Genomic DNA, 26888 nt, shown 5'->3' on the forward strand with positions numbered 1-26888 from the left:
GCTACCGCCCCGCCCGCCCACTGCATCGGCGAAGATGTATCACCGGAGATGCATCACCGAGGATGCATCTTCCAAGATGTATCTGTGGCGATGTAGTTTGGCGGCATGACGACCAACGAGCCCGCCGGCTCCGACCCCGGCGCGCACCGCGCCGCCCAGCTGAGCCCCGTCTCCCGCACCGCGCTCTCGGTGGCCCGGGTGCGCGCCTACGAGAGCAGCCGGCCGGAGCCGCTGTTCACCGACCCCTACGCCCTGGCGTTCATCGAAGCCTCCGGCACCCCGCTGCCCACCGCGGGCCCGGCCGGGCCGCTCGCCCGGCTGCTGGTCGCCCGGGGCGTCATGCGCACCCGCTTCTACGACGACCGGCTGCTCGCCCTCGGCCCCCGCCAGGTCGTGCTGCTCGCCGCCGGGCTCGACACCCGCGCCCACCGGCTGGCCTGGCCGTCCGGCACCCGGCTGTTCGAGATCGACCTGCCCGCCGTCCTCGACTTCAAGCAGGGGGTCCTCGACGAGCAGGTGGCCGAGGCGGCCTGCGAGCGCACCGCGCTGCCCGCCGACCTGGCCGACCCCGACTGGACGGACCGGCTGCTGGCCGCCGGGTTCGACCCCGCGCGGCCCACCGACTGGCTGGCCGAGGGGCTGCTGGTCTACCTCGACGCGGACCAGGCCGCCGGGCTCCTCACCGCCGTCGGCGGCCTGTCCGCACCCGGCAGCCGCCTGCTGACCGAGCAGGGCCGCGACCTGTCCGAGGTCCCGGCCGAGGCGGGACTCACCGAGATGACCGCCCTGTGGCGCGGCGGCCTCGGCTCCGGCACCGCCGACTGGCTGGACGCGCACGGCTGGCGGACCCACTTCACCGCGATCGACGCCTTCGCCGCGAGCCTCGGACGCGAACTCCCGCCCGTCGGGGGCTTCGACGGCGCGGGCTTCCTGGAGGCCCACCGCCCGGCCTGAACCGCCGCACCGACGCCCGGTCCGGCGGTCCGGGCCGCCGGACCGGCCGTCGTGCCGGGCGCTCCCGCAGGCCGTCGAACCGTCCGAACCACTCTGCCGCACAAGCACGTTCACCGCCGACCGGAAGAACCGGCCGACGGTGAACGGGTGTTGTGCAGGACGTGGTGCGGGGTCGGTCAGGAGGTCGCGGTGCACACCGCCGTCGCGGTCGCCGACGCCGAGGCGTCGGTCCGGGTCGCCTGGACGCCGAACGAGGTGGACGCCGCCGGAGCCAGCGCCCCGTTGTAGGACAGGCTCGTCGCGGTGACGGTCTGCCCGCTGCGGGTCACGTTCGCGCCCCAACCCCCGCTGATCTGCAGGCTGGTGGGCCACGTCCAGGAGACCTGCCAGCCCTTGGTGGCCGCGGTGCCGGTGTTGGTGACGGTCACCGTCGCGGTCAGGCCGCTGCCCCAGTCGTTCAGGCTGATCGTCGCCGAGCACCCGGAGCCGGTGCCGGTGCCGCCGGTCGCGGTGGTCGCCGTCACCGCCGCCGAGGCGGCCGACACGTTGCCCGCCGCGTCCTTCGCCCGGACGGTGTAGCTGTACGCCGTCGCCGCGCTCAACCCGCTGTCGGTGTAGGAGGTTCCGGTCGGCGAACCGACCTTCGCCCCGTTGCGGTACACGTCGTAGCCGGTGACCGCGGTGTTGTCGGTGGACGCCGTCCAGGACAGCGAGACGCTGCTCGCCGTGGTGCCGGAGACGGTCAACCCGCCCGGCACGGAAGGCGCCTGGACGTCGCCGGTGCCGGTGCCGCCGGAGGAGCCGAAGCCCGGGGCCTTGACCGAGGCCAGGTAGCCGTCCTTGACCGTGTTGACCGTGGTCCAGTCGTCGTTCAGGATGCCGCCGGTGTCACCGGAGTTGGGGTTCCACGACCAGAACGTCCACTGGAAGGAGTCCGCCCCGTACGTCGCGGTCGGCCGCAGGTACTGCACCAGGGCCTTCAACCAGGCCTGGTCGGTGGTCGACTGGAGCGTGGTGCCGAACTCGCCGACCCACACCGGGGCGATGTTCTGGTTGAACAGGTAACCCCAGTTCTTGTCCCACACGCCCGGCATGTTCGACGGGAAGCTCGGGTCGGAGAACCAGGTCTGTTGCGCCACGCTGGTGGCGTAGTCGTGCGCGGAGTACACCACCCGGTTGGGGACGCTCAGTTGGACCGGGTACTGCCCCGCGCCCTGCAGGTTGCCGCCCCACCAGTACGAGCTGCCGTTGAAGCTCTGCACGCCCTCGACGAAGATCAGCAGCTTCGAGTTGGCCGACAGCACCGCCTCGCCGCCGCGCTGGGCGGCCAGCCGCCAGTCGGTGGAGGTGTCGCCGCAGCCCCAACAGGCCGGGTCGTGCGGCTCGTTGTGCAGGTCGATGCCGACCACGGCGGAGTTGCCCGCGTACCGGGCGGCGATCGTCTTCAGGTTCGCCAGCCAGGTCGACTCCGGCACCGAGGCGGTGTACCAGAGCGCCGACTGCCCGCCGGAGTCCGGGCGGTGGCGGTCCAGGATGACCTTCATGCCGATGCTGCCCGCGTAGTTGACCAGCTTGTCCATCACGCCGAGCGAGTTCAGGCCGACCAGGTCGGCGTTCATCCCGCTGGAGGTGTTGATGCTGGTCGGGGTGGTGCCCTTGAAGATGTCGTCGCTGTACGGCAGCCGGATGGTGTTGTAGCCCAGCGACTTCATCTGGTCGATCATCGACTTGTAGTCGCGGCTCCACAGGCCGTGGGGCACGTAGTTGGAGGTCTCGAAGCCGAACCAGTTGATGCCCGCGATCCGCACCGGGGTCCCGGCCTCGTCCAGGATCTGCCGACCGCTGGTGTGCCAGTACCCGGCCCCCGCGGTGGCGGCGGCCGCGGCGGTGGTGGTCGTACCGGTGGCGGCCTGGGCCGCGGGGACCGCCGGGGCGGTCAGGGTGGTGACGAGTGCGGCGGCCAGGGCCGCCGCGCAGCCCGCCAGTCGGCGCGTCAGGCGCCGGCGCAGCTGGAGGTGCATGGGTCTCGTTCCTCTCTGGACGCGTGGGGGGCGTCCGGTGGGGGTGGGGTGGTCCGAGACGTTCGTGGTGCCGGGGAGGATGGGACAGGACGGTCGTGTGGCGAGGCTTTCGGGAGCGCTCCCACTGGCAGCCCTCGCGGGCCTGCCATATGAAGCCAGACGGTCCGAGGGGTCGTCAAGAGTTCTGGGAGCGCTCCCACTCGATCGGGGCCGCCCGACCGGCCGCGCTGAAACGTACATCGGGTGGGCACCGGCCGGGCATCGGCCGGAAGGAGCACCGCGGCGGTGACCCGGCCGACGTCCCGCGCGTTGACCACGGGCGGGCCGCGATGATGGAGTCCGGACCGCCGGATGTGCGTTCTCCCTGTTGAGAGCCGTTGAGAGCTGTTGAGAGGTTGGTTGCGATGGCGGGTCGGCAGATCACCGTGGTCGGGGAGTGCGTCGCCGACTCCTTCGTCGAACGCGACGGGGCCCGGCCGGGCGAACTCGCGCTGCGGGTGCTGCCCGGCGGCGGCCCGGCGAACACCGCGGTCGCGCTGGCCCGGCTGGGCACGCCCACCCGGTTCGTCGGCCGGATCTCGGCCGACCCGTTCGGCGCGCTCTTCCGCACCCACCTGACCGGCTCCGGCGTCGACCTGACGGCCACCGTCGCGGCCGCCGAACCCAGCACCCTCGCCTTGGCCGCGCTCGACGGCGACGGCCGCGCCACGTACTCCTTCCACGCCGAGGGCACCGCCGACTGGCAGTGGACCCGCGAGGAACTGGCCGCCGCCCGCCACGACGGATCGGTCTGCCTGCACACCGGCTCGCTCGCCCTGGTGCGCGGACCCGGCGGCCCGCGGATCGAGGGCCTGCTCGCCGAAGCCCGCCCGTACGCCACCGTGTCGATCGACCCCAACGTCCGCACCCTGCTGGTCGCCCCCGACGCCTACCGGCAGCGCCTCGACCGCTGGTGCGAACTGGCCGACCTGCTGCGCCTGAGCGAGGACGACCTGGAGGTCCTGCTGCCCGGCGCCACCCCCGAGGACGCCTGCGACCGCTGGCACGAGGCGGGCGCCCGGCTGGTCGTCGTGACGCTCGCCGAACGCGGCGCGCTCGCCTCGCTGGACGGCCGCCGCGTCCGGGTCGCCGCGCCCGTGACGCCGGTGGTCGACACCGTCGGCGCGGGCGACTCCTTCACCGCCGGGCTGCTGCACTCCCTCGCCGTCCAGGACCACCTCGGTGGCCGCCTCGACTCCCTCACCCCCGACGGCCTGGAACGCGCCTGCGCCTTCGCCGCCCGCGTCGCGGCCCGCACGGTCGCCGTGCCCGGCGCCAACCCGCCCTGGGCGGACGACCTCTGAGCCCGCGGGAGCGCCGCAGCCCGCGGGAGCGCCGCAGCCCGCGGGAGCGCCGGAGCCCCGCCCCGGGCGCCGTCAGTCGGCCGACGCCGATCCGGCCGCGGCGGCCCAGACGGTGCCGGGGCGGCGGCGCGCCACCCAGCCGGGCTTGTTGACCTGCCGGGCCCGGCCGACGGCGAGGCTCCCGCTCGGCACCCGCTCGGTGACCACGCTGCCCGCGGCGACGAACGCGCCCGCCCCGACCTGGACGGGCGCGACCAGGCTGGTGTTGCAGCCGATGAAGGCCGCGTCGCCGACCTGCGTGGCGTGCTTGGCCACCCCGTCGTAGAGCGAGAACGTGGTGCCGGCGCCGATGTTGACGTCGGCCCCGAGGGTGGCGTTGCCGACGTAGGCGAGGTGGGCGACCTGGGTGCCCGCACCGAGCACCGACTCCTTCACCTCGACGAACGCGCCGACCCTGGTCCGCGGCCCGAGGTCGGCACCGGGCCGCAGGTAGGCGTACGGGCCGACGTCGGCACCGGCGCCGATCCGCGCGCCGACGGCGTGCGCCCGCACCACCCGGGCGCCCGGCCCGACCTCGGTGTCCTCCAGCGTGGTGTCGGGGCCGATGACGGCGCGGGCCGCGACGGTGGTGCGGCCGCGCAGGTGCACCCCGGGCTCGACGGTCACCCCGGCGGTGAGTTCCACCGTGGCGTCGATCCAGGTGGCGGCCGGCTCGATGATCGCCACGCCGCGCTCCAGCCAGCCCCGGTTGATCCGCTCCCGCAGGACCGCCCGGGCCTCGGCGAGCCGGACCTGGTCGCGGCAGCGGAGCGCCTCGGCCGGATCGGCGAGCGGATGGGTGCGGACCTCGTGCCCGGCGGTCCGCACCGCCCCGACCAGGTCCGCCAGGCTCTGCGCCCGCTCCCCGCCCCGGCGGCGGAGCCCGGAGAGCGCCGCCCGCAGCACCCGCGCGTCGAAGGCGTGCGCGACGGGGGCCGCACCGGTGAGGACGGTCGCCGCCGCGCCGGAGTCCTCGTGCGCCCGGGCCAGTTCCAGCAGCGAACCGGACCGCAGCAGGGGGACGTCCCCGGTCAGCACCAGCACCGTCCCGTCCGCGTCGGCGGCCGTGTCGAGGGCGGCCCCGACGGCCTGGCCCGCGCCGCGCGGCCCGCGCTGCCGGACGGGGACGGCGGAGGGGGCGTGCGCGTCCAGGAACTCCGCGACCAGGCGGTGGTGCCCGGGGCCGGCGACCACCCGGGGCGGGTCGGCGTCGAGCGGCCGCGCGGCCTGCAGCACGTGCTCCAGCAGCGGCCGCCCCAGGAGGGGGTGGAGGGCCGCGGGCGGTTCGGCGGGCGTCCGGGCGGCTCCGCCGCCGACCAGTGCGATCAGTGTCCTCGTCATGGCGTGGGCCTCCCCGTGGGTCGTTCCAGGAACTGCGCCACCAGGCCGTCGACGACGCCCGGTGCTTCGATGTCCATGCCGTGGCCCGCGTCGACCTCCGCGACCCGGTAGCCGTGCGCCCGCACCGCCCGCAGGGTCGCCGCCGTCAGCAGGCTGCCGCGGGCGGCGGCGACCACCAGCGTCGGGACGGCGGGCAGCGGATCGGGCAGCGGCCGCGCCGCCTCGGTGAACGCGGCCGCCACCGCCCCGGGGTGGTAGCGCCACCGCCAGCGGCCGTCCGCCGACGCGGCCAGGTGGGTGCGGACCTCCTCGTCCACCACCCGGTCCGGGGCCTGCGGCCACGTCCGGGCCCGGACCGCCCGGGCCTCGGCCGGGTCGGCGAACACCGGGGCGTCCAGCGCGGCCCGGGCCAGCTCCCGGGCCCGGGCGGGGTCGACCGCGACGGCCGGGTCGAGCAGTACCTGACGGTGCACCAGGTGCGGGAGGCGGGCGGCGACCTGCAGCGCGACCGCCCCGCCGAAGGAGAGGCCGACCAGGTCGAAGCCGTCCGGTGCGAGCCGGGCCGCGGTGGCGGCCACGTCCGCGGCGTGCTGGTCGAGCGTCCACGGCGGCCGGTGCACGGACCGGCCGTGGCCGCGCAGGTCGACGGCGTACCCGGTGCGGCCGGTGAGGAAGCCCCACCGGCCCCCGTGCCCGCGCACCCCGTGCAGGGCCAGCAGCGGCCGGGCGGTGCGGACCGGCCCGCCGGGGTCGAGCGGCCGCGCGTGCAGGAGGGCGGCGCTCACGTGGGCACGACGGTGCGGACCAGGCCGGTGCGCATGATGGTCTCGTGGTCCTCCCGCATCGGCGGGCGCTCGTGCAGCAGGTGGACCAGGGTGCCGGGCTCGCGCCGCACGCCGCCGGTCCGCTCCAGCCGGTTGACCAGGTCCCGGTCCTCGCCGCCCCAGCCGACGAACCGCTCGTCGAAGCCGCCGACCGCGGCGAACCGGTCCTGGGTGAGCAGCACGCACCCGCCGGGGGGACGCCGGAGCAGGTAGCCGGAGAGCAGCACCGGCCGCCGGTCCTCGCGCGGGTCCCGGTACCGTTCGGCGACGGCCAGGGAGGCGTCGGCGTCGAGGCAGAACACGTCCTCGTAGGGCAGGGCCGCCCAGGACGCCTCGGCCCGGGCCGCCGCCCGGGCCAGGAAGCCGGGGTCGAGCACGATGTCGGCGTCCAGCAGGCACAGCAGCGGGTTGCCGTCGCTGCCCCGGGAGGCCCCGCAGTTCACCGCGGCGGCCTTGTTGAACTCGCCGGGGTTGCGGTGGAAGACGTAGCGGTCCACCAGGCTGCCGTAGACGGCCCGGTGCCGGGGCGCGTCGTCGCTCTCCACCAGGGTGACGGTGTACCGCTCCTTCGGGAGGGACTGCCAGGCCAGCGCGTTCAGGCAGGCCCGCAGGTTGCGGTGGCGCAGCGGGTCGCCGTCCCCGCCCCGGAACGGGATCACCACGTGCACCGGCGGGCCGGACGCGGGAGCGGGACGGGGCCGGGCGGTGGGCGGCCCCGACAGGGCGGAGTGGTACACCAGCCGGATCAGCCGGCCGATTCGGTTCCCCGCCGCGTGCAGCTCGGCGGCGGCCTCCGGCCGGGCGGCGGCGAACTCGACCAGGGCGCGGTCCAGGCGGCCGAACAGCCGCGGCAGGTCGCCGTCGCCCCGGTCGGCGGCGGCCAGCAGGCGGCGCAGCTGCCGGTCCTGCCCGGCGGCCGCGTCGAGCACCGTCCGGGCCTGGGCGTAGCGCAGCAGGCTCGCCTTCCAGCACGGGGGACTGTAGGAGCGGGCCACGGGGTCGGTCCCGGCCAGGACCGCTCCGGCGAGCACGTGGTGCCAGTCGACGGGCATCGTTTTCCTTCCGGAAGTCCGGTGGGTGCGGGTGGTGCGGGGTCAGGTGGTGCGGGGTCAGGTCGTACGGGTCAGGTGGTGCCGGTCAGCTGGTGCGGGGTCAGGTCGTACCGGGGTCGGCGGGGGCAGCGGGGTCGGCGGGGGCGGCCGGGCGTCGCAGTGGTGCGCGCAGGCGGTGGGCCAGTGCGCTCGTCGCCACGCAGGCGCCCAGGGCGGCCCAGAGCCGGTCGGGGTGGTCCAGTCCGACGCCGACCACGGCCGGGCCGACCGCGTACGACAGCGTCCAGGTGAGCTGGAACAGCGCCATGTGCGGGCCCTCGTCGCCGGTGGGGGCGAGGGCCACCGCGGTGGCGGCGGCGGTCGGTTTGGAGGCCAGCTCCGCCACCGCCAGCACCACCGCGACCAGCACGGCGAGCGGCCCCTGCAGGGCCCGGGGCGCGCTGGAGAGCACGGCGGTCAGCGCGATCGCGCCGGCCACCACGGCGATCGACAGCCGCAGGACCCGGGTCCGGTCCCAGGCCGCCAGCCGCCGGTTCACCCGGACCTGGAGCAGCGAGACGGTGGCGTACCGGGCGGCGACCACCGCGGTGGGCCAGTACGCGGGCTGGCCCAGGCCCTGCACCAGGTAGAGCGGGAAGGCCACGGTGGGGATCAGCCAGGCCGCGGAGAGCAGCGTCTGGGACACCACCAGGGACAGGAACGGCCGGTCGGTGACGGCCCGCCGCAGGCCGGACCGGGCCGCCCGGTCCGGCGGCGGGCCGGAGGGGGCGGCGACGCCGAGCAGCAGCAGGCCGGCGAGGACGGAGCTGGCGCTGTTCAGGCCCAGCGCGACGGAGAGCCCCGGCCCGCCGGCCAGCGCCATCAGCAGGGTCGCGGCCAGGGTTCCGGCGCCCAGGCAGGTGGTCTTGAGCGCGTTCACCGAGGAGAACCAGCGGGTGAGTTCGGCGGGTTCGGCGAGCCGGGCGACCAGGGTCGGCCAGGCCGCGCCGTAGAGCCGGTCGGAGGCCATCACCAGGAACGCCGCGCCGACGACCGCGGGCAGGGTTCCGGCGACCCCGTACAGGGCGTACCCGACGGCGGTGAGCGCATTGCTGATCAGCAGGCACGATTTCGGTCCGATCAGCTGAATCATTCGTCCACAAATCGGAATGACCGCGAAAGAGGTAATCGACCCGATCGTGACGGTGGTGCCCGCGGCGGCCGCCGAGAAATGCTGGACGCGAACGAAGAAGAGCAAGGAGAGGGGCATGAAGACGCCGGCGCCGACCGTGTCGGCGGCCACCGAGAGGAAGAGCCTGCGCTGGCGCCGCAGTGGTGCAGAGGCTGTCATGTCACCTACAGCTAACGAAGCGGACATACCCCGCACACACCCCCGAAGCAGGTAGGACGAACTGAACGGAGAGTGAACGCCGGGCGAACCTCCGCCGCCATTGCCGTGATCACTTATAGGTCTGGACCAGAGCGGACCGCAACAGCAGGGCAGGCAACCCGTCGGGGATGTGACCTCGGTCACCGAAACCACCCGGGGAATTTCCGGACATAACCGGGCCACCTGCTGATTCGCCCCAGATCGACCCCGCCCGCCCCGGGCGTCCCCGCCGACCCGGAGGACCGCACCGGAAAATCTCCCCCCACGCCGAAACGTACAGAGCCGGTAAAGGAATCGGCGGGTTTTTCGAGCGGCCTTGACGCCGCCATCCGGAGCTGTTGATGATCGGTGCGTCGATTCCGGCCGAACCCGGCCGAGCCCGGTACCGCTTCGCGTCTCCGCCGCCTTGCCAGCGCCGCCCTCGTGGCCCCACACCACCAGTGCCGACCCTGGAGACGCCCGTGCAGCCCGGCCCCCTTCACCTTCTCGCAGGCGCGGCCGTCGCGTCCTACGACCCGCACGCCCGCTCGTACAACGCCCCCTGCTGGTCGTCCAGCCGCCCCCACCACCAGGCCGCCCGCCGGGCCCTGGCCTGCCTGGCGGAGGCCGACGCCGACCTGCGCGCCGCCGCGGTCCACCTCCACCGGACGACGGCCCCCGGCGAGATGTTCCACCCGCTCGTCGCGGCCCTCGACGGCCTGCCGCCCGCACTCCGGCAGCAGGCCCTCGACCACGGCCGCCGACTGGCCGACGGGATCCGCCTGCTGTTCCACGCCACCGACGCCAGGCTGCGCCCGCCGCGACCGACCGGCGGACCGCCGTCCGACCGGGGCGACCGCCGGATCCTGGTGGTGGTCCCGTTCCGCAGCACCGGCGTCCAGCCGCTCCGGCTGCGGAACCTGCGGGCCTGCCTGACCGCCCTCGACCGCCTGCGCCCGGTGCCGGGCGTCGAGCTGACGGTCTGCCTGGTCGAGAGCGACACGGAGCCCCGCCACCGCACCGAGTTCGAGCCCCGGGTGGACCGCTACCTGTTCGTGCCCGACGGCGGTCCCTTCAACAAGGCGCTCGCCGTCAACACCGCCGTCCTCCCCGGAGGACCGGGGGCCCCGGGCGAGTCGGTGTGCGTGCTGGACGCCGACATCGTGCTCGAACCGGACTTCCTGGCCGCCGCGCCCGCAGCGGTGCCGCCGGGCGGAGCGCTGCTCCCGTACCAGGACGCGTTCTGCCTGGACGAGCGCTCCTCGGACCGGATGGCCGCACTGGTCGACCGGGACGACGGGCCGGACGGCCCATGGTCCGGCTACCTGATCCGGCGGCCCCCCGGCGGGTGCGTACTGGTCGACCGGTCCGCCTTCCACGCCGTCGGCGGCTTCGACGAACGGTTCGTCGGCTGGGGCGGCGAGGACCGGGACCTGGTCGACCGGCTCGCCGCCCGCGCCGAGGTCACCCGGCTCCCCGGCTTCCTCGTCCACCTGATGCACGAGCGGCCCGCCATGCGCGAGGACCGCGCGCAGACCATGGCCGCCGCCCGGCAGCGCTGACGCACCCGCACCCGCGTTCCGCAGTTGCCCCCGCCCGGCGCGCACCGCGCCCCGGGGCGGTTCCGCACGTCCGCACGTCCGCACGTCCGTACGGCCGCACGTCCGCAGTTCCGCGGGCCTGCGGCGAGACCACTTCGAAGGAGAACACCGTGAGCACCGTGAAGACCGCGAGCACCGTGAAGACCGCGAGCACCGTCCTGATCACCGGCGCGGCCGGATTCATCGGCCGCAACCTCGCCGCGCACCTGTCCGAACAGGGCGTCCGGGTCTTCGGCGTCGACAACTTCTGCGTGCCGCCGACCGGGCCGCTCCCCCTCCCGGTCGAGCACCGGGACGTCCGCGACCTCACCCCCGAGGACCTGCGCGGGGTGGACACGGTCGTCCACCTCGCCGCGCTGAAGAGCGTCCCCGGCTCGTTCCACGACCCCGCCAACCTGACCCACAACCTGGGCACCGACCACCACGTGCTGGCGGTCTTCGCCGCCTCGGACGCCCGCCGACTGCTGCTGGCCGGCACCTGCGAGGTCTACGGGCAGCAGGTCGGCCACAACCGGGAGGACGACCGGCTGCGGCCCCGCTCCCCGTACGCGGTGGGGAAGGCCGCCACCGAGATGCTCGCCGACGTGTACCGCTCGCTGGCGCCGGAGAAGGAGATCGGGGTGGCCCGCTTCTTCAACACCTACGGGCCCGACGAGGGCGCGGACGCCGTCGTCCCGGCGTTCCTGGACGCGGTGCACGAGGACGGCGTCTGCCGGATCGAGGGCGACGGGGAGCAGGCCCGGGACCTCACCCACATCGGCGACATGGTCCGGATGCTGGCCACCGTGCTGGCCGCCGACCGCCTCCCGGAGGTGGTCAACCTGGGCTCGGGGCAGGCGACTTGCGTCCGGGAGATCGCCGAGCGGATCATCGAGATCGCCGGCACCGGACGGATCGAGCACGTCGCCTCCCGACCCAACGAGATCCACTCCTTCCTCGCCGACATGGGCCGCTTCCGGGCCCTCTTCGGCGCCGGGCCCGGCCGCGACCTGTCCGAGGGGCTGGCCGCCGCCCACCGGGGCCGCCTGCTGCTGACCGCGCGGCGGGACGCCGAACCGACCGCCACCGCACGATGACCCCGGCCCCCGGCCCCCGGACGGGCCGGACCGCACGAGAGGAACCCGCATGGCCATTCCCGAGCACCTGCGCACGCTGCGCGAACTGGTCGGCCCCGACCACCTGCTGTGGATCCCCGGGGTGAACGCCGTGGTGGTCGACGACCGGGGACGGGTGCTGCTGCACCGGCGGGCCGAGGACCGCACCTGGTCGGTGCTGAGCGGCATCCTCGACCCCGGCGAGGAACCCGCCGCCGGCGCCGTCCGGGAGGTGATGGAGGAGACCGGCGTGCACGTGCTCCCGGAAGCCGTCACCAGCGTCACCGTCTCCCCGCCGGTCACCCACGCCAACGGCGACCGGGCCCAGTACCTGGAGATCTGCTTCCGCTGCCGCCCGCTGTCCGGGCAGGCCCGGGTCAACGACGACGAGTCGCTGGAGGTCGGCTGGTTCGCCCCGGACCGGCTGCCTCCGCTCGAACCCCGTAGTCTGCTGCGGATCGAGCACGCGCTGCGGCGCTCGGCCGCGTGGTTCGCCGTGCCCGAGCCCGTATCCGAGCCCGTGTCCGAGCCCGTGTCCGAGTCCGGGCGCGTGGCCGGGCGCGTCTGACGCGCGGAGGAGGGGCGGGGCGGGTGCGGGTGGTGCCGGAGTTGCCGGAGGGGTCCTGGTGGGACTGGGACGTCGTCACCTCGACGGCGGAACTGTTCGTGCTGGGTGCGGACCACGACCTGACGTACCACCACGGGCTCGAACTCCGCTTCCACCGACCGCTGTTCGTCCGGTGCCCGGCGGACCCGTTCCACGACCCGGTGTTCCGCGCGGCGACGGAGGCGGAGGAGGAGTCGGTGGCCCGGGCGGTCGGCGGGACGCCCGGGGTGCTGGTCGCGTTCGAGTGCGACGACGGCGGGGAGCTCCGGGCGACCGGTCTGGTTGCGGCCCGGTGCCTGGAGGTCGTCCCCGGGGTGGTCTTCCGGTACTGGCGCGAGCACCTGGAGCCGGGGCAGCGGCGGGCGCCCTGGGTGCGGCCGCCGACTGCTCCGCCGACTGCTCCGCCGACTGCTCCGCCGGGGGTTACTGGTCGGCGGTGAGCTTGCCGGCCTTGCCCCAGTTCTCGGCCGGGTACTCCTGGATCCACACGAGGACGCTCTCGGGCGGGCAGTCCAGGGCGGCCACGAAGGCCGCGGTGACCCGCTCGACCAGCTCGCGCTTCTGCTCGACCTCGCGCGGGCCCTGCTGGATGGTGACGATCGGCATTCTCGGCTCCCGGTGTCCGTCGGTGTTCGTGTGTCGGACCGGTCCTTCCGGCCCGACACCAGTCCACCCGATCCGGCCGTCCGCACCCAGACCCGATCCGCTCTCGCAGCGATCACGAATCCTGATCGTCGCCGGTCGGGGCCGCTCGGGAGGTGCTGCGGCGGCAGGCTTCCAGGAGCAGTCGCGGCGGCGGGGCGGAGCGTCGGACGGCGAGCGACACCGGCAGGGCCAGCGGGGTGCGGCAGGGGCGGAAGGCGATCCGGCGGGCGTGCAGCATCCGGGCGTTGGCCGCGTACACCACCGTCCACATCGGGGTGCCGGTGCCGATCGCGGCGAGCGTGTTCTGCAGGGTGTGGTGCGGCGGACCGGGCAGCGGCCGGAAACCGGCCCGGGCGCAGGCGTCCGTCACCAGGTCGACCAGGGCCGGGTGGTGGCGCCGCTCGGTCAGCAGCAGGGGCAGCGCGGCGAGGTCGGCGAGGTCGACCTCGGGCCGGTCGGCGAGCGGGTGGCCGGCAGGCAGCGCGATCACCAACTCGTCCTGCCAGAGCGGCAGGTAGCGAAGTCCGTCGTCGCCGGGGAGCGCGCCGCGGACGAAGGCGGCGTCAAGTCGCCCGTCCGAGAGGCGGGCCAGCCGTTCCCGGACGGGCGCGGAGTGCAACTCGACGCGTACGGTCGGGGCTTGGCGGCGGTAGGTGTCCAGGATGTCGTCCAGCCGCTCCCCGAGCCCGCCGACGGTGCCGAGCCGGAGCACGGTCGGCGCGGCCAGGTCGGCGGCCAGCGCGCGGGCCGCGTCCTCGGCCGCCAGGACGTTCCGGGCCGCGGGCAGGAAGCGCTCGCCCGCCGGGGTCAGGCGCACGTGGCGCGGCGAACGGTCGAACAGCTCGACCTTCAACTCGCGCTCCAGTCGCCGCACCTGCTGGCTCACGGCGGGCTGGCCGAGCAGCAGTCGCTCGGCGGCCCGTCCGAAGTGCAGTTCCTCCGCGACGGCGACGAAACAGTGCAACTGCCGCAGTTCCACGGGGTTCTCCTCCGGTCGGTGCTCCGGCGCCGCCGCTGACGGGCCGTGGCCAGGGTGAGGGGTCGGGGCGTCAGACCTCGGCGTCGAACCAGGGGCGGCCGGCGTGCCAGTGGGCGACCCAGCCCGCGAAACCGGAGGCGGCGCCGGTGTGGCCGAACTCGGCGCCGAACGGGGTGGCGCCGACGTCGGTGACGCACCAGACGTGGCCGCGGTGCGGGCCGGTGACGACGAGGTGCCAGTACAGGCCGCAGCCGTCGGTGCCGAGCACGATCGACCCGTCGTTGTAGACCCGTCCGACGCGCGCGTCCGCCTCCTCCTCGGGGGTCTCCTCGTCGTCCTCCCAGAGCCAGCCCGCGGTGAGCGGGAACGGGCGGGCGAGGTCGCGCTCGGCGGGGTCGCCGCCCCAGTCGGAGGGGAGCTCGGCGAGCCCGACCAGGCCGTGGTCGGGCGGACCGGCGTAGGAGCCGTCGGTGATCTCGGCGACGAAGGTGCGGTACGGCTCGGGCAGCACGACGCCGTGCTCGGCCTCGAAGGCGTGCACGGCGGCCCAGCCGAGGGCGTCCGCGCCGTCGGGGGCGGGGTTGAAGGCGGCGCGGAGGAGGGCGAGGTCGGCCGGGTCCGGCTGGTCGGTGTGCACGGCCCCATGGATAGCAGACGGCCCGGACAGCGGGTGGGGCGAGTGGGGCGGGTGGGGCGGGTGGGGCGGCGCGGCGGGGGAGGCGGGAGCCGGTGAGGGCCGGTGGGGTCGACGGGGGAATTGAACGCGTTCAGTATTGGATGTACGTTCTCTTCCGTGAAGTACGTGATCCCCGGCGGGACCGGGCAGGTCGGCACCGTGCTGGAGCGTGCGCTGCGCGCCGACGGGCACCGGGTGGTGATCCTCACCCGGACGCCCACCGCCCCGCACCACGTCCCCTGGGACGGCCGGACCCTCGGCCCCTGGGTCCGGGAACTGGACGGCGCCGACGTCGTGGTCAACCTGGCCGGGCGGACGGTCAGTTGCCGCTACACGCCGGAGAACCTCCAGCAGATGATGGACTCCCGGGTGGACTCGACGCGGGTGGTCGGCGAAGCCGTCGCCGCCGCCGAACGGCCGCCCCGGGTCTGGCTGCAGATGAGCACCGCCACGGTGTACGCGCACCGCTTCGACGCCCCGAACGACGAGGCGACCGGCGTCATCGGCGGCACCGAACCGGGCGTCCCGGACTACTGGGAGTACAGCGTCCGGATCGCCCGGAACTGGGAGGCCGCCCAGGCCGAGGCCGACACGCCCGGCACCCGGAAGGTCGCGCTGCGGGCCGCGATGGTCCTCAGTCCGGACCGCGGCGGAGTCTTCGACGTGCTCTCCCGGCTGGCCCGGCTCGGCCTGGGCGGGCCGGTCGCGGGCGGACGGCAGTATGTCTCCTGGATCCACGAGCACGACTTCGTCCGGGCGGTGCGCTTCCTGGTCGAACGGGACGACCTCGCCGGGCCGGTCAACCTGGCCGCGCCCAACCCGCTGCCGCACCGGCAGTTGATGCGCGAGCTGCGCCGCGCCATCGGCGTGCCGATCGGCCTGCCCGCCACCCGCTGGATGGCCGAACTCGGTGCCCTCGTCCTCCGCTCGGACACCGAACTGCTGCTCAAGAGCCGCCGCGTGGTGCCCGGCCGCCTGCAGGACGCCGGCTTCGCCTTCGACTTCCCGCACTGCGCGGACGCCGTCCGCGAACTCGTCGCCCGCCGCGCGGGGGAACGTCGTTCCGGGCCGGACGCATCGACGGGCCCGGTCGGGCGCAGGTCCGCTTCTCCTGTGCGGGTCGACTGACGGACGCCGGTTTCAGCGCCGACGTCTCGGCCCGGCGCGGCCGCCGGCAGGATTTCCCCGCCACCGCACACAGCTCGACCGGCCGGGCTGCTACGCCTACCAGGTCGACACGTCCGGCTCCGGTTCGATCGTGGTTTTCTCCGCCGTGCTCGCCACCGGTTGACCGCGCTCGACTTCGCCGGGGACCTCGGTGATCGGCCGCCCCCGCGCGCCAGCCGTCTCGCCACGCGATTCGACGGCGCGGTACGGGGGGCGCCTGCCGGGACGGGTCACCCGTCGGGCGGGATCCCCGGCGTTCCGCACGTGACCGCGCCCTGCGCCGACGGCGGCCCCGACGCGGTCGCCGATGCGGCCGTCGTGCCGTTCACCGGCGTGGATGGCGCAGTCCTCCCCGGCACCCACGCCCCGGTCGGAGCGGGGGCTCCGGCCTGCCCGGCGCCTGGCCGACGACGGTGACACCTCCGTCGCGGGCGACGGCCGGGAAGCGGGACGGCCGACGGCCGGTCAGGGGGCGGGGCGGAGGCCGGTCAGGGCGAGGGTGATCAGGCGGCGGGTCTCGGCGGTGGCGTCCGGGTCGTCCTCGGTGGTGGTGGCGATTGCGCTGACCAGCTTGAGGAGCGGGGCGATCGGCACGTCGGAGCGGACGGCTCCGGTGGCCGCGGCGCGGTCGAGGAGGCGCTGTCCGGCGGCGGCGATCATCGCGTGGCAGGTGGCGCCGAAGCCCGGATCGCCGCCGGTCTCCTCCCGGGCGCTGCGGAGCAGGGAGGCGCCGAGACCGCGGTTGGCCACCGCGTGCGCGCCGAGGTCGTGCAGCCACTCGGTCAGCGCGGTCTCCGGCGGCAGCGCGGCGGCCCGGTGGTCGGCCTGTGCGCAGAGCGCCGCGACCCGTCCCTTGAACACCGTCTCCAGCAGGAGCTGCCGGGAGGGGAAGTGGCGGTGCAGCGTCGCCGAGCCGACCCCGGCCACCCGGGCGACCTCCTCCAGCGAGACGTCCGCCCCCTGCTCGGCGACCAGCACTTCGGCGATCGCCACGATCCGCTCGTAGTTCCGGCGGGCATCCGCACGCATCGGCCGCGGTGCGGGCGACGGCAGGGACGGCAGGGACGACGGGGCGGGGGTGGGGCGGCTCGGGGGCACCGGAACTCCTGACGGCTCACCAACCGGGGTGGTCCCCCATATCGTAGCCGCCCGCCAACGGGGGTGCCGTGTTGCGTCGGGGGCGCGCCGGTCGGCGGTGTTCGGCGGCCGGGCCGGAGCGGGGAGGAGCGGGTTTCCGGGCGGCTTGCCAACCGGGGTGGCCCCCCATATCGTGGCGCTCCACAAGTGGGGGGACGCCCCGTTTCGTTCGGCGGCGTCCGGGGAGCAGACCGGGGAGGAGCCCCATGGGGTACGCGGGCAGTGGGTCGGGCCGGAGCGGGTTGCCGGTGCTCGGACGGGTCGGGGTGTGGGCGGGCGGGGCGGACGAGTGGCCGGTCGCGGAACTGCGCCGCGCGGTCGCCGTCGCCGAGCAACTGGGCTACGGCGCACTGTGGTTCGGGGAGACGGGAGGCCGGGAGGCGATGGCGCAGGCCGCCCTGCTGCTGGCTGCGGGCGAGCGGATCGCGGTGGTCTGCGGGATGGCCGATGTGTACGCCCGGGACGCGGTGGCGACGGCGGCCGGGGTGCGGACGTTGGAGGAAGCCTTCCCCGGACGCTTCCTGGCGGCGCTGTGGGAGAGCCACCCGACCCTGGCGCAGGAGGTCCGCGGCCACGCGTACCGCCCGGCCGTCGAGATGCTGCGGGCGTACCTGGAAGGGCTGGATGCGGCGCCGTTCGGGCCGCCCGGCCGCGGGGGCGGGCGGGTGCCGCGGCTGGTGTCGGCGCTGGGGCGGGAGGTGCTGGAGGTGGCGGCGGAGAGCGCCGACGGCGCGCTGGTGTTCGGCCTGCCGGTCGCGCACACCCGGGAGGCCCGCCGCCTGCTCGGTCCCGAGGCCCTGCTGGCCGTCGTCCAGCTCTGTGTCCTCGCCCCGGACGCCCCGGACCCGGCTGCCGCCCGCCGGGCGGCCACCGGACTGGCCGCGGCCGCGATGCCGAACCGGCGCGAGCTGCTGCGCGCATCGGGCCACCGCCAACTCGACCCGCCGGGCCCGGAACTCGTCGACGCCCTGGTGGCGCACGGCGACGCGGCGGCGGTCGCGGCCCGCATCCGCGAGCACCGGGAAGCCGGAGCGGACCACGTCGCCCTGCACGTCCTCAGCCTGGACGGGCCGGACGGGCCGGACGGTTCGAACGGGCCGGGCGTGCCCGAGCGTGCCTGGGCGCGGTTGGCTGCGGAGCTGGGCCCGGAGACGATGGGGCGGGAACGGTGACACCCGCCGCACGGAGTGGTTCGAGCAGGCCCGGGGAGGCGGAGCGCACCGCGGGCCGGGACACCGCCGTCGCGCTGGTCGGCGTCCGGGCCGAGTGCTGCTCCACCGACCACCGGGCCCACGACCGCCGCCTGCGGCACGTGCCGCTGCTCGCCGAAGCAGGCCGCTCCGCGGAGCTCGTACGGCTCGCTCGGGTCGACGCCCACGCGCGCAGGCGCCGCGACCGGGTGCCGCGCGACCGCGGGACGGCTCCGGAGCGGCCCGCGTGCGCCGCGGACGGCGACCGTTGGTGCGCCGTACGCCCTGGTCCCGCTGGTGGGCGGGGCCAGGGCGGCTCCGGGAGTCCGTTCCGGAGGACCGGTGCGCGCCCCGGTCGTCGGCCGACTTCCGGCCGTCGTCGATCGACCGGCGGTGCGGCGGTCGACGACGGTGCAGCCCGGCAGGGCAGGTGACGGTCCGTCAGTTCGCGGCGGGGCCGGGCCCGGACGCGTACGCGAGCGGGGGCGCGATGGCCTGGGCGTCCGCGCCGCCGCCGACCCACAGGCCGATGAAGAGGGCGGCGGTGGCCTCCAGCAGTCCGGCCCGGTCGAGGGCGCCGGCGGAGAGCGGGGTGCAGCCCAGGTCGCGGACGAGCGTGGTGACCTGCGCCAGGGCGGCGGGGTCGTCGCCGCACAGCGGGACGGCGAGCGGGCGGCCGTCGAAGACCGGCGGCCGCATCCGCCAGACGTCCTCGTGGCACAGGTTGAACGCCTTCACCACGTGGGCGCCGGGTGCGGCGGACGCCAACTGCTCGGCGGCGGACGGCCCGTGGCCGGTCAGCAGGCGGAAGCCCGGACCGACGGGGTTGGCGCAGTCGACCAGGGTCCGTCCCGCGAGCGGTTCGGCGAGGGTCCGCACCACCTCCGCGCCGGTGCCGAACGGCAGGGCGACGAGCACCACTTCGGCGTCCGCCACGGCCGTGCGCAGCCCGCCCGACCGGGCCCCGCGGCCGATGCGTTCGGCCAACTGCCGTGCCCTGTCCGGGTTGCGGCCGCCGATGGTGAGCCGGTGCCCGGCCCGCGCCCAGTGGGTGCCCAGCGCGTCCGCCATGTTGCCGGTGCCCAGAATGCCGATCCTCATCAACTGACTCCCGTTCGAACGGATTTCGCCCCGACGCCGACACCGGACGTCGACCTCGGTCGCGGTTTCGGGTTCGACCCTAGGGAGGCGGTCGGGCACCATTCGGTACGTGACCACTGACCGCCTGCTCGCCGACTGCCGGGCCCGCCTCGCCTTCGACCTGCTCTCCAACACCTGGAACGCCGTGCTGCTCTGGGCCCTGCGCGACGGGCCGTGCCGCCCCGCCGAACTGCGCGGCCGGATCGGCGGGATCAGCTCCAAGGTCCTCACCGAGACGCTGCGCCGCCTGCAGTACAACGGCCTGGTCGAACGCCACCCGCCGCAGCCCGGGCGTCCCGGCGTCGCCTACGAACTCACCGCGCTGGGACGGACCTTGCTGCCCGCCATCGACGCCTTCGGGGCGTGGGCGTTCGCGCACGGCGACGAGGTGATGGCCGCCCAGGAGGCCGCGGACGGGGCGGCGGAGGAACCGGCGCAGGCGTAGGGGGAACGGGCGTGACGGAGGACGGGATCGAGCGGCGGCTCGCCGCGGTCGCGGACGGCAGTGCGGACCGGGACGCCGTCGACCGCTGGGCCGGTCGGCAGTTGCTGGACGACGGGCGGGAGTGGGACGAGACCTCGCTGTGGGCGTTGAACCTGCTCTTCGGCATCGACCTGCGGCACGGGCCGGGCCGGCCCCACCTGCACGACGAGCAGCAGGTCGGCGAATGGCTGGCGGAGTACCGGCGCCGCCGCGCCGAGCGGTGACGGCACCGGGCCGGAGTCGGGCCGGAGTCGGGTCGGGGACGGGCAGCAGTCTCCGGTCCCGGGGCGGGCGCGTCGGTGGCGCGTGGACAGTGCGGGTGCGGGGCGGACGCGGGCCGGGCCGGACCGGGAGGAAAACGGCTCCGCCGCCGGGCAGTTGGCGCAGGCGCCGGGCGCGGCCGACGCGACCGGGTGGACGTGCCGCTGCTGCGCGGGCACCCGGCGGGCCCGGCGCCGGTGGCGGCCGGACGCCGACTCCCGCTGCGGAAGCCCCGTGCCGGCGCCGATCCGCCACCGCTGGGCGCGCCTTGACGTCCCACCGGGTGACGTCCCATCGAATGGCGCACCCGCGGCGACCGACCGTTCGCCTGCGATCCGAAGCTCGCGGAGGATGGGCCCGGGGGCCGTCCGCGGGCGCAGTGCCCGCTCGGACGGCTCGGTACGCACGGGGGGTCGTCGACGAGTGAGGAGCACATCCGTGGTCGGTTCCGCACGCCCGCGCACGGCACGAACGACGCACACGCAACGGACGGCGCGAACGGCGCGAACGGCGCCGAGGGGCAGGTGGGCGAGCCGGTGCGCCGTCCTGGCCCCCGGGGCCGCGCTGACCGGGCTGGCCGTCCTGGGCGGCCTGGTGCCGCCCGCTGCGGCGGCCGAGGGCACCCCTGCGGCCGGACCGGTGGAGGCCGGGCCGGTGGCGGCCGCGACGCCCGAGGGGCCCGCGGGGTCGGCGCAACTGCCGCCGATGCCCGCGGCCGAGGCGTACGACGGCGAGACCCGGCTGGCCTCGCCGGAGGAGGTGGCCTCCCAGTGCGACCAGCCCGGCGCCTGCACCTTCCGGATCACGGACCGGATCGTCGGGCTGTTCGGCAGCGCGGTCGCCTCGGTCGGCAACGCGGCGATCAACTGCACGGGCGAGGACCTGGAGATCGACCGCTCCCTGACGGTGGCCAGCAGCAGCACCGACAACATCAGCGGCTCGATCTCCGGCAAGGCCACCGTCACCGGCAGCATCGACACCACCGTCACCGCCTCCGCCCAGGGCAGTCAGTCGTCGAGCACCACCAACGGCACCGTCCAGTACGGGCCGAACAAGGACAAGGGCCCCACCACCCAGGACAAGTTCCAGGACACCACGGACACGACCGGCACCGTGGCCGGTTCCAACGCCCTGCACCTGGGCGCCAAGGCCAGTTTCGAACTCGCCTTCCAGGCCTCCTACGCCAAGCAGTGGCAGGCCACCGTGAAGGAGACCACCCGCGTGGTGTTCACGGTCTCCTCCAACGACGAGATCCAGTTCGGCGCGATCAACGCCGTCACCCGGGTGGTCGGCATCCTGTCGGTCAACCACACCGGCCGGTTCATCAAGAACGTGGTGGTGGACAGCCCGTCCGTCGCCACCAGCAGCTCCATCGTCGCGCAGACCTTCTCCCGCCCGGACGTGTGCCTGTCGCTGCGCCCGCCCGGCCGGGCACTGCCGCAGCCGGGCCTGGTGGAGGTGGCGCCGGAGCCGCCGGGGCGGGTGCCGGACGCCGTGCACGCGCGCACCGCCGAGGGCACCTGGAGCGAGCGGTGAGGCGGGGCGCGGCGCTGGCCGCCGCGCTGCTGCTGGTGGGCGGCCCGGCGGCCGGCCCGGCGTTCGCGGACGAGGGCGCACCGCAGCAGGGCGCACCGCAGCAGGGGGCCCCGTCGCAGGAAGCTCCGCCGCAGGCGGTCTCGCAGCAGGCCGTCGAGGAGCTGGTGGCGCAGGCCTTCGACGGCGACCGGCCGCTGCCGGACGCGGCCGCCGTCGCGCGCGGCTGCGGCCGCGACTACGGGTGCGGTTTCCGGTTCATCCCCGGCCTGACCGCCGAACGCACCGCCGCCGTCGTCTCGGTCGGCAACACCGTCATCAACTGCACCAACAAGAAGATCAGCGTCTTCCGGACGGTGGTGCTGGAGTCCAGCGCCACCGACAACCTGGCCGGTGAGATCTCCGGCTCCGCCACCGTCGAGGGCACCGTCGACAACACCACCAACGTGTCCGGCACGGCGGCGGGCTCCAGCAAGACCGAGAACTCGCACACCGACATCACCGCGCCCAAGGACAAGGGCCCCAACACCGACACCACCAACGGCACCACCACCACGACCAGCGGCAGCGTCACCGGCTCCGGCCAGCTCAAACTGACCGCCACCGCGGCCTTCCAGATGGCCTTCAAGGCCGCCTACTCGCACGAGTGGAAGCGCACCAACACCGAGAGCACGCAGGTGAAGTTCACCGTCGGCATCGGCGAGGAACTGCAGTTCGGCATGCTCAGCGCGATGACCCGCACCGTGGGCGTGCTGTCGGTCGACGGCACCGGGACGACGGTCAAGAACATCGTGGTGACCAGCCCCTCCAGCAGCAACATCAGCACCGTGGTCGCCCAGACCTTCAACGCCAAGGACTACTGCCTGACGCTGCGCCCCCAACGCTCCCTGCCCGGAGCCGAGGACGGCGTGTACGAGGGCACCCCGCACCCGGCCGACCAGCGCCCGCTGGCGCGGTACCGGCTGACGGACGGGAAGGAGTGGGCCCGCACCGACTGACCGAGGCCGACTGACCGAGGCCGACCGGCCGAGGCCGCCCGGCCGGAACCGCCCGACCGGAACCGCCGGGCCCTGTATCGTACGGGAACCACCCGTGCGGCACACCGGGCCCGGCGGTTCGCTGCGGTACGGGTGGGTACGGGGACGCTGACGGGGGAGGGCGCGGTGGCGGAACCGAGCGTGACGGGGCCGAGCGTGGCGGTGTTCGACCTGGACGGCACGCTGTGCCGGGGTGACTCCTTCGCGGGGTTCCTGCGGCGGTCGATGCTGGACGGGCGGCTGCGCGCGGCCCTCTCGCTGGCCGCGGCGGTGGTGCTGGTGCCGCTGTTCCTGCTGCCCGCGGGGCGGCGCCGGGCGGTGCGCGGCTTCGTGCTGCTGGCCACCGCGGGCCGCAGTGCCGCCCAACTGGCGGAGATGGCAGCGCAGTTCGCGGTGGAGCACGTGGCGAAGGGGCGGATCGAGCCGGTGCTGGAGCGGCTGTGCGAGCACCGCGAGCGCGGTGACCGGGTGGTGGTGGCGACCGGCTGCGCCGAGCCGTTGGCGTCCGCCGTGTGCCGCGAACTCGGCCTGGGGGACGTCGAGGTGCTGGCCGCCGCACTGGCGCCCGGGCGTTTCGCGCACCGGCCGGTGCGCGGTTGCCTGGGCGTGCAGAAGGTCGCCCGGCTGGGCGAGCTGGGCATCGCCGTGCCGGTCGCCCACGCCTACACCGACAGTTCGGTGGACCTGCCGCTGCTGCGGGCCGCCGAGCGGCGCTTCCTGGTCGAACCCCGGCCGCGCACCGTGGCCCGGGTGCGGGCCGCGCTGGGGCCGGAGTTCACCGTGCTGGGCTGAGGGGGCGGCGGCTCAGCAGTACCACCAGGTGCCGGGGGCGAGGACGGTGTCGCCCGGTTCGAGGTTCTCGGTGTGCAGGTTCGCGACCTGGCAGAGGCCGCCGAGCGCCGCGTTCGGGTCCTGCTCGCGCGGGGTGCTGGTGAAGTCCGCCAGCGCCTGGGTCTGCTGGTCGATCCCGGCGTTCTCCTTCTCGCCCTTGCCCGCGACCGAGTCCAGGCAGTCCCGGCTGGTGGCCGGGCACTTGTCCATCTTCTCCTTGTTGCCCGCGTTGGTGGTGCAGGCCGGGCTGTTGGCCTGGTCGCCCGCGCACGGATCGCTCTTGCCCGCGTTGGTGGGGGGCTCGGCCGGGGGCGGGGTCTGGGTGGCGGTGAGGTTGGTGATCATCTCGCCGCAACCGGGGTTGCTGGTGGCGGTGTTGGTGAAGGTGACCTCGGGGGCGTCCTCGGCGGCGGTGAAGGAGTAGGTGCGGCCGATGAACCAGTCGGCCTTCCCGGCGGGGGGTTTGGTGGTGAAGTTGCCGACCGGGTTGGCCGGGCCGGCGACGGTCACCGTGTAGGTGCGCGGGGCGGCGCCGGAGGTGACGCAGGAATCGGGATTGTCGTCCCAGGTCAGGGTGACGGTCGCACCGGCCCGGACGCCGCGCAGCCGGGTGCTGAGGGCGACCGCCTTGCCGTTCCAGCCCAGAGTGGCGGCCTGGAACCCCTTGGGGTGGGCCGCCCGCGAGGAGGAGCCGACACCGCTCGGCCCGGTCCAGCCGTCGACGCCGCTCACCCAGGACTGGCCGTCCGGAACGGTCGGGGAGGAGAACGTCGCGTTCGGCACCACCACCGGGTCGGTGTCCGCGGCTCCGGCGGGGAGCGGGGCGGCGAGGGCCAGGGCGGCCCCGATCGGGAGGGCCAACAGGCGGATGGGCGGCACGGGCTGCTCCAGGGTCTCGGTGAACGGGAATGCGGCCGCCCGGTGTCGTGCGTGCCGGGCGGCCGATCGGCTTGGGGGGATCAGGGATTGAGCGGGACGGCGCGGGCGGGCAGGCCCTGCGGCGGGGTGTCCAGCGGGAGCAGGCGCTTGTCCGGGCCGGCCGTGTTGTCGGGCGTCCCGGCGGTCGGTCGGGCGGCGCCGCAGCGTTGCAGTTCGACCTCGGTGAGCGGGCCGGTGCGCTGGTAGTAGCGGTCCGGCAGCGAGGTCGCCGGGACGTCGAAGGTGGCGTCCAACCGGTAGTTGTTGCGGGAGTTGGTGAACGAGCCGACCACCCGTTCGCGGGCGGGCTGCACCTCGATCCAGCTCACCTCGCCGGGCTGGATCACCGGGTTCAGCGGCTTGTTCGTGGTCCGCGACCAGGTCAGCGGGTTGCTGGTGGACACCGCCGCCGCGTTCCCGCCCGCCACGCTGAAGCCCGCCTCGACCTGACTCGCCACGTTGGGGCGGCTCTTGGCGAGTTCGGAGCGGCTGGGCAGCAGCGGCGCGCCCTTGAGCGCGTAGTACTGGGTGAGGCTGTCGTACGGCGGCTCGGTGACCTCCAGCTTGCGGTCGTCCGTGATCGCGTTGCGGGTGCAGTTCAGGTACACCTCGCCGACGATCCGGGTCTGCCCGTAGTACTGGTACGAGTACCGCCTGTCGACGGTGAACGTGCAGGTGGTCGGCGAGCCCTCGCAGTCGTCCACCGCCACGCCCGGCTCCAGCGGGTCGTTGCCGCGGTACGCCTTCGGGGGCGGCAGCTGCTCCTTGCGGACCTTCTGGTCGACCGGGGCGGGCGTCTGCTTCGCCTGCACGTTGGTGATCAGCGGGCCGCAGGACATCGACCCGGCGGGCTCCGCCGAGTCGAAGGAGACCATCGGGTTGTCCTCGGTCGCGGTGAACGAGAAGCTGCGCCCCGTCGTCCAGTTGGCGGTGCCGACGGTGTCGCTGCCCTTGGTGGTGACCTGCGGGTCGGGCGCGGGCCCGTCGGTGACCAGCGAGACGTTGTACGTCTGGCCGTCCTTGACCTGCTCCGGGGTGCAGCCCCGGTACGTGCTGGGGCTGTCGTCCCAGGTGAGGGTGACGGTGGAGCCCCGCTTGACGCCCCACAGCCGGGTGCGCAGGGTCAGCGGGGCGCCGTTCCAGTTCAGCGAGGCCGCCTGGTAGCCGCTCGGGTGCTGGGCCAGCCCCTTGCCGAACACCACGCCGTTGCCGTCCGGCGACCAGCCCGCGTGCCCGGCCTGGGTGCCGTTGTCGGGGGCGACCGGGTCGGCGAAGGTGCCGTTCGGGACGGTCGCGTCGACCGTGTCGGCGGCGTGCGCGGCGGGCGGCGGGGCGGTCAGGGCGAGGGCGGCGGCGAGCAGCACCGAACCGGTGGTGTACGGGAGTTGACGGAACATCAGCACTGACCCCATTGCTTCGGCGGGATGACCATGTACGCGGGCGGGAGGCCGTCGGTGAGGGCGTTCGACAGCGGGCAGAGGTGCTGGGCGGCGGCGTCCGGGCTCTCGTCGCGCGGGAGGTCGTTGAAGTCCTTCACGGCGCCGGTCTGTTGGTCGATGCCGTCGTTGGTCTGCTTGCCGTCCCCGGCGACGCCGCTCAGGCAGTCGCGGCTGGTGGGCGGGCACTTGGCGATGTCGTCCTCGGCCTTGCCGACGTCCTTGCACTCCGGGGTGCCGGCCGAGTCGCCCGCGCACGGGTCGGCGGCGGCGGCCGCGCCGGGTGGCGGTCCGGTGGGGGCGGTCTGCTTGGCGGCCACGTTGGCGATGGACGGCTGGCAGCTCTGCTTCGCGTTGGACGCGTCGAAGGAGAAGGTGATCCGGGGGGAGTTCTCGGCGGCGGTGAAGGAGTAGGACCGGCCGAGGAACCAGTTCGCCTTCCCGACGGGGTCGTTGGTGGTGAACCTGCCGGGCGGGTTGGCGTCACCCGCGACCGACACCGTGTAGGCGCGCTTGGGGAGGTCGCTGCCCGCGCAGGTGTCCGGGTTGTCGTCCCAGGTCAGGGTGACCGTGGCGCCCCGCGGGACGTCGCGCAGCAGGGTGCTCAGCGGCTTGTCCGAGGCGGGGTCGGCGAGGAAGGCGGCCTGGTAGCCCCGCGGGTGGTTGGCCCGCCCCGCCGAGAGCAGGCCCGGACCGTCCCACCCCTCGATGTCGAGGTACGCCCAGTCCTTCCCGGACGGGACGGTCGGGGAGGCGAAGGTGCCGTTCACCACCGTGGCCGGGGCGGTGTCCTCCGCGCCCGCCGGGGTCGGGGCGGCGAGGGCGAGGGCGCATGCGCTACTGAGCGTGATGGCCAGGCTTCTGGCCGGTGAGGTCCGGAGCAACGGGTGCCTCCCTGAACTCGGCTGCGGAGCCGATCGGTTGATGGCTGGGCGAGACTTCCGACGATCAAGATCCCTGGCCATGCTGGGCGGATCGACTACGCACCGCAACCGATGGCGGACCGAACGGGGGGTGAACGAAGCATCGACTGCGCCGTTGGCATGGAAAGCGGTCCGTGTCCGCACGAACCAGGTGACGGAGGGTTAGGCATTCCGACGATCGGATCGTCATTTCCCGACTTCGACTCCGGCGTCGACTCCGACTTCGACTTCGACTTCGACCGGAGTCGGACCGCCGCCGCACGCCACCCGTGCCGTGCCGAGCCGCGCCCGACCTGACCACGAGGCA

Annotated in this window: 26 protein-coding genes; 13 read left to right on the forward strand and 13 right to left on the reverse strand. The window is 74.9% G+C overall.

Features of this window, described 5'->3' with window-relative positions; translation table 11 throughout:
• Nucleotides 1-105 precede the first annotated feature (105 nt).
• Nucleotides 106-954, forward strand: a complete 849-nt coding sequence (locus QSK52_RS31730) for an SAM-dependent methyltransferase (RefSeq protein ID WP_285739680.1) — start codon at nucleotides 106-108, stop codon at nucleotides 952-954.
• A 176-nt stretch (nucleotides 955-1130) separates the two neighbouring features.
• Here QSK52_RS31730 and QSK52_RS31735 read toward each other — a convergent pair whose 3' ends face one another.
• Nucleotides 1131-2975, reverse strand: coding sequence for a cellulase family glycosylhydrolase (locus tag QSK52_RS31735; RefSeq protein ID WP_285739681.1), 1845 nt, complete (start codon nucleotides 2973-2975; stop codon nucleotides 1131-1133).
• 404 nt (nucleotides 2976-3379) lie between these two features.
• Here QSK52_RS31735 and QSK52_RS31740 point away from each other — a divergent pair, with 404 nt between their 5' ends.
• Nucleotides 3380-4318 carry a carbohydrate kinase family protein gene (locus tag QSK52_RS31740; RefSeq protein ID WP_285739682.1) on the forward strand — a complete coding sequence of 313 codons (939 nt, stop codon included), beginning with the start codon at nucleotides 3380-3382 and terminating at the stop codon, nucleotides 4316-4318.
• A 72-nt stretch (nucleotides 4319-4390) separates the two neighbouring features.
• Here QSK52_RS31740 and QSK52_RS31745 read toward each other — a convergent pair whose 3' ends face one another.
• From QSK52_RS31745 to QSK52_RS31760, 4 genes are all read right to left on the reverse strand, one after another.
• Nucleotides 4391-5698, reverse strand: a complete 1308-nt coding sequence (locus QSK52_RS31745) for a bifunctional UDP-N-acetylglucosamine diphosphorylase/glucosamine-1-phosphate N-acetyltransferase GlmU (protein ID WP_285739683.1) — start codon at nucleotides 5696-5698, stop codon at nucleotides 4391-4393.
• Entirely contained in the window at nucleotides 5695-6483 is a 789-nt protein-coding gene (locus QSK52_RS31750) for an alpha/beta fold hydrolase (protein ID WP_285739684.1), read from the reverse strand. The genes QSK52_RS31745 and QSK52_RS31750 overlap by 4 nt, the downstream gene beginning before the upstream one ends.
• Complete coding sequence (locus QSK52_RS31755) at nucleotides 6480-7574, reverse strand: glycosyltransferase (protein ID WP_285739685.1); 1095 nt, start codon at nucleotides 7572-7574, stop codon at nucleotides 6480-6482. Before QSK52_RS31755 ends, QSK52_RS31750 begins: the two co-directional genes overlap by 4 nt.
• Before the next feature lie 100 nt (nucleotides 7575-7674).
• The gene (locus tag QSK52_RS31760) at nucleotides 7675-8931 is read right to left on the reverse strand and encodes an MFS transporter (protein WP_352230335.1); all 1257 of its coding nucleotides are present in this window, start codon (nucleotides 8929-8931) and stop codon (nucleotides 7675-7677) included.
• 473 nt (nucleotides 8932-9404) lie between these two features.
• Between QSK52_RS31760 and QSK52_RS31765 the strand changes: the two genes are divergently transcribed.
• From QSK52_RS31765 to QSK52_RS31780, 4 genes are all read left to right on the forward strand, one after another.
• A complete protein-coding gene (locus QSK52_RS31765; RefSeq protein WP_285739687.1) occupies nucleotides 9405-10484 on the forward strand; it encodes a galactosyltransferase-related protein in 1080 nt (359 codons plus the stop codon).
• A 149-nt stretch (nucleotides 10485-10633) separates the two neighbouring features.
• Nucleotides 10634-11599, forward strand: a complete 966-nt coding sequence (locus tag QSK52_RS31770) for an NAD-dependent epimerase/dehydratase family protein (RefSeq protein ID WP_285739688.1) — start codon at nucleotides 10634-10636, stop codon at nucleotides 11597-11599.
• Nucleotides 11600-11648: 49 nt separating this feature from the next.
• Nucleotides 11649-12185 (forward strand): NUDIX hydrolase, encoded by a 537-nt coding sequence (locus QSK52_RS31775; RefSeq protein ID WP_285739689.1) that lies wholly within the window; start codon nucleotides 11649-11651, stop codon nucleotides 12183-12185.
• A 23-nt stretch (nucleotides 12186-12208) separates the two neighbouring features.
• Nucleotides 12209-12664, forward strand: coding sequence for a hypothetical protein (locus tag QSK52_RS31780; RefSeq protein ID WP_285739690.1), 456 nt, complete (start codon nucleotides 12209-12211; stop codon nucleotides 12662-12664).
• On the opposite strand, the gene dmpI is transcribed toward QSK52_RS31780, so the two are convergent.
• The 3 genes from dmpI to QSK52_RS31795 form a co-directional block, all read right to left on the reverse strand.
• Complete coding sequence (gene dmpI, locus QSK52_RS31785) at nucleotides 12648-12956, reverse strand: 4-oxalocrotonate tautomerase DmpI (RefSeq protein WP_352230338.1); 309 nt, start codon at nucleotides 12954-12956, stop codon at nucleotides 12648-12650. The two genes, QSK52_RS31780 and dmpI, sit on opposite strands and share 17 nt — an antisense overlap.
• Nucleotides 12943-13848 carry a LysR family transcriptional regulator gene (locus tag QSK52_RS31790; protein ID WP_285739691.1) on the reverse strand — a complete coding sequence of 302 codons (906 nt, stop codon included), beginning with the start codon at nucleotides 13846-13848 and terminating at the stop codon, nucleotides 12943-12945. Before QSK52_RS31790 ends, dmpI begins: the two co-directional genes overlap by 14 nt.
• A 70-nt stretch (nucleotides 13849-13918) precedes the next feature.
• Complete coding sequence (locus tag QSK52_RS31795; protein WP_285739692.1) at nucleotides 13919-14485, reverse strand: SMI1/KNR4 family protein; 567 nt, start codon at nucleotides 14483-14485, stop codon at nucleotides 13919-13921.
• Nucleotides 14486-14641: 156 nt separating this feature from the next.
• Here QSK52_RS31795 and QSK52_RS31800 point away from each other — a divergent pair, with 156 nt between their 5' ends.
• Nucleotides 14642-15652, forward strand: coding sequence for a TIGR01777 family oxidoreductase (locus QSK52_RS31800; protein WP_285739693.1), 1011 nt, complete (start codon nucleotides 14642-14644; stop codon nucleotides 15650-15652).
• A gap of 504 nt (nucleotides 15653-16156) precedes the next feature.
• On the opposite strand, the gene QSK52_RS31805 is transcribed toward QSK52_RS31800, so the two are convergent.
• Complete coding sequence (locus QSK52_RS31805) at nucleotides 16157-16684, reverse strand: TetR/AcrR family transcriptional regulator (RefSeq protein ID WP_285739694.1); 528 nt, start codon at nucleotides 16682-16684, stop codon at nucleotides 16157-16159.
• Between the two features lie 392 nt (nucleotides 16685-17076).
• Here QSK52_RS31805 and QSK52_RS31810 point away from each other — a divergent pair, with 392 nt between their 5' ends.
• A complete protein-coding gene (locus QSK52_RS31810; protein ID WP_285739695.1) occupies nucleotides 17077-18000 on the forward strand; it encodes an LLM class flavin-dependent oxidoreductase in 924 nt (307 codons plus the stop codon).
• A 459-nt stretch (nucleotides 18001-18459) separates the two neighbouring features.
• Here QSK52_RS31810 and QSK52_RS31815 read toward each other — a convergent pair whose 3' ends face one another.
• Entirely contained in the window at nucleotides 18460-19119 is a 660-nt protein-coding gene (locus QSK52_RS31815) for an NADPH-dependent F420 reductase (protein ID WP_285739696.1), read from the reverse strand.
• A 109-nt stretch (nucleotides 19120-19228) separates the two neighbouring features.
• Between QSK52_RS31815 and QSK52_RS31820 the strand changes: the two genes are divergently transcribed.
• The 5 genes from QSK52_RS31820 to QSK52_RS31840 all read left to right on the forward strand — a co-directional run bounded on the left by QSK52_RS31820 (nucleotide 19229) and on the right by QSK52_RS31840 (nucleotide 23265).
• Nucleotides 19229-19603: a winged helix-turn-helix transcriptional regulator gene (locus QSK52_RS31820; RefSeq protein WP_285739697.1), complete on the forward strand. Its 375-nt coding sequence runs from the start codon at nucleotides 19229-19231 to the stop codon at nucleotides 19601-19603.
• Nucleotides 19604-19614: 11 nt separating this feature from the next.
• On the forward strand, nucleotides 19615-19866 hold the full coding sequence (locus QSK52_RS31825; RefSeq protein WP_285739698.1) for a hypothetical protein: 252 nt from the start codon (nucleotides 19615-19617) through the stop codon (nucleotides 19864-19866).
• 631 nt (nucleotides 19867-20497) lie between these two features.
• Nucleotides 20498-21439 carry a hypothetical protein gene (locus QSK52_RS31830; protein ID WP_285739699.1) on the forward strand — a complete coding sequence of 314 codons (942 nt, stop codon included), beginning with the start codon at nucleotides 20498-20500 and terminating at the stop codon, nucleotides 21437-21439.
• Nucleotides 21436-22434: a hypothetical protein gene (locus tag QSK52_RS31835; protein WP_285739700.1), complete on the forward strand. Its 999-nt coding sequence runs from the start codon at nucleotides 21436-21438 to the stop codon at nucleotides 22432-22434. The genes QSK52_RS31830 and QSK52_RS31835 overlap by 4 nt, the downstream gene beginning before the upstream one ends.
• A gap of 165 nt (nucleotides 22435-22599) precedes the next feature.
• Nucleotides 22600-23265 carry a haloacid dehalogenase-like hydrolase gene (locus tag QSK52_RS31840; protein WP_285739701.1) on the forward strand — a complete coding sequence of 222 codons (666 nt, stop codon included), beginning with the start codon at nucleotides 22600-22602 and terminating at the stop codon, nucleotides 23263-23265.
• Between the two features lie 12 nt (nucleotides 23266-23277).
• On the opposite strand, the gene QSK52_RS31845 is transcribed toward QSK52_RS31840, so the two are convergent.
• The 3 genes from QSK52_RS31845 to QSK52_RS31855 form a co-directional block, all read right to left on the reverse strand.
• On the reverse strand, nucleotides 23278-24183 hold the full coding sequence (locus QSK52_RS31845; RefSeq protein ID WP_285739702.1) for a hypothetical protein: 906 nt from the start codon (nucleotides 24181-24183) through the stop codon (nucleotides 23278-23280).
• Nucleotides 24184-24263: 80 nt separating this feature from the next.
• Nucleotides 24264-25619 carry a hypothetical protein gene (locus QSK52_RS31850; protein ID WP_285739703.1) on the reverse strand — a complete coding sequence of 452 codons (1356 nt, stop codon included), beginning with the start codon at nucleotides 25617-25619 and terminating at the stop codon, nucleotides 24264-24266.
• The gene (locus QSK52_RS31855; protein WP_285739704.1) at nucleotides 25619-26542 is read right to left on the reverse strand and encodes a hypothetical protein; all 924 of its coding nucleotides are present in this window, start codon (nucleotides 26540-26542) and stop codon (nucleotides 25619-25621) included. Before QSK52_RS31855 ends, QSK52_RS31850 begins: the two co-directional genes overlap by 1 nt.
• Between the last annotated feature and the right edge of the window lie 346 nt (nucleotides 26543-26888).

It is taken from the genome of Kitasatospora phosalacinea, from assembly GCF_030268885.1.
Taxonomy (GTDB): domain Bacteria; phylum Actinomycetota; class Actinomycetes; order Streptomycetales; family Streptomycetaceae; genus Kitasatospora; species Kitasatospora phosalacinea_C.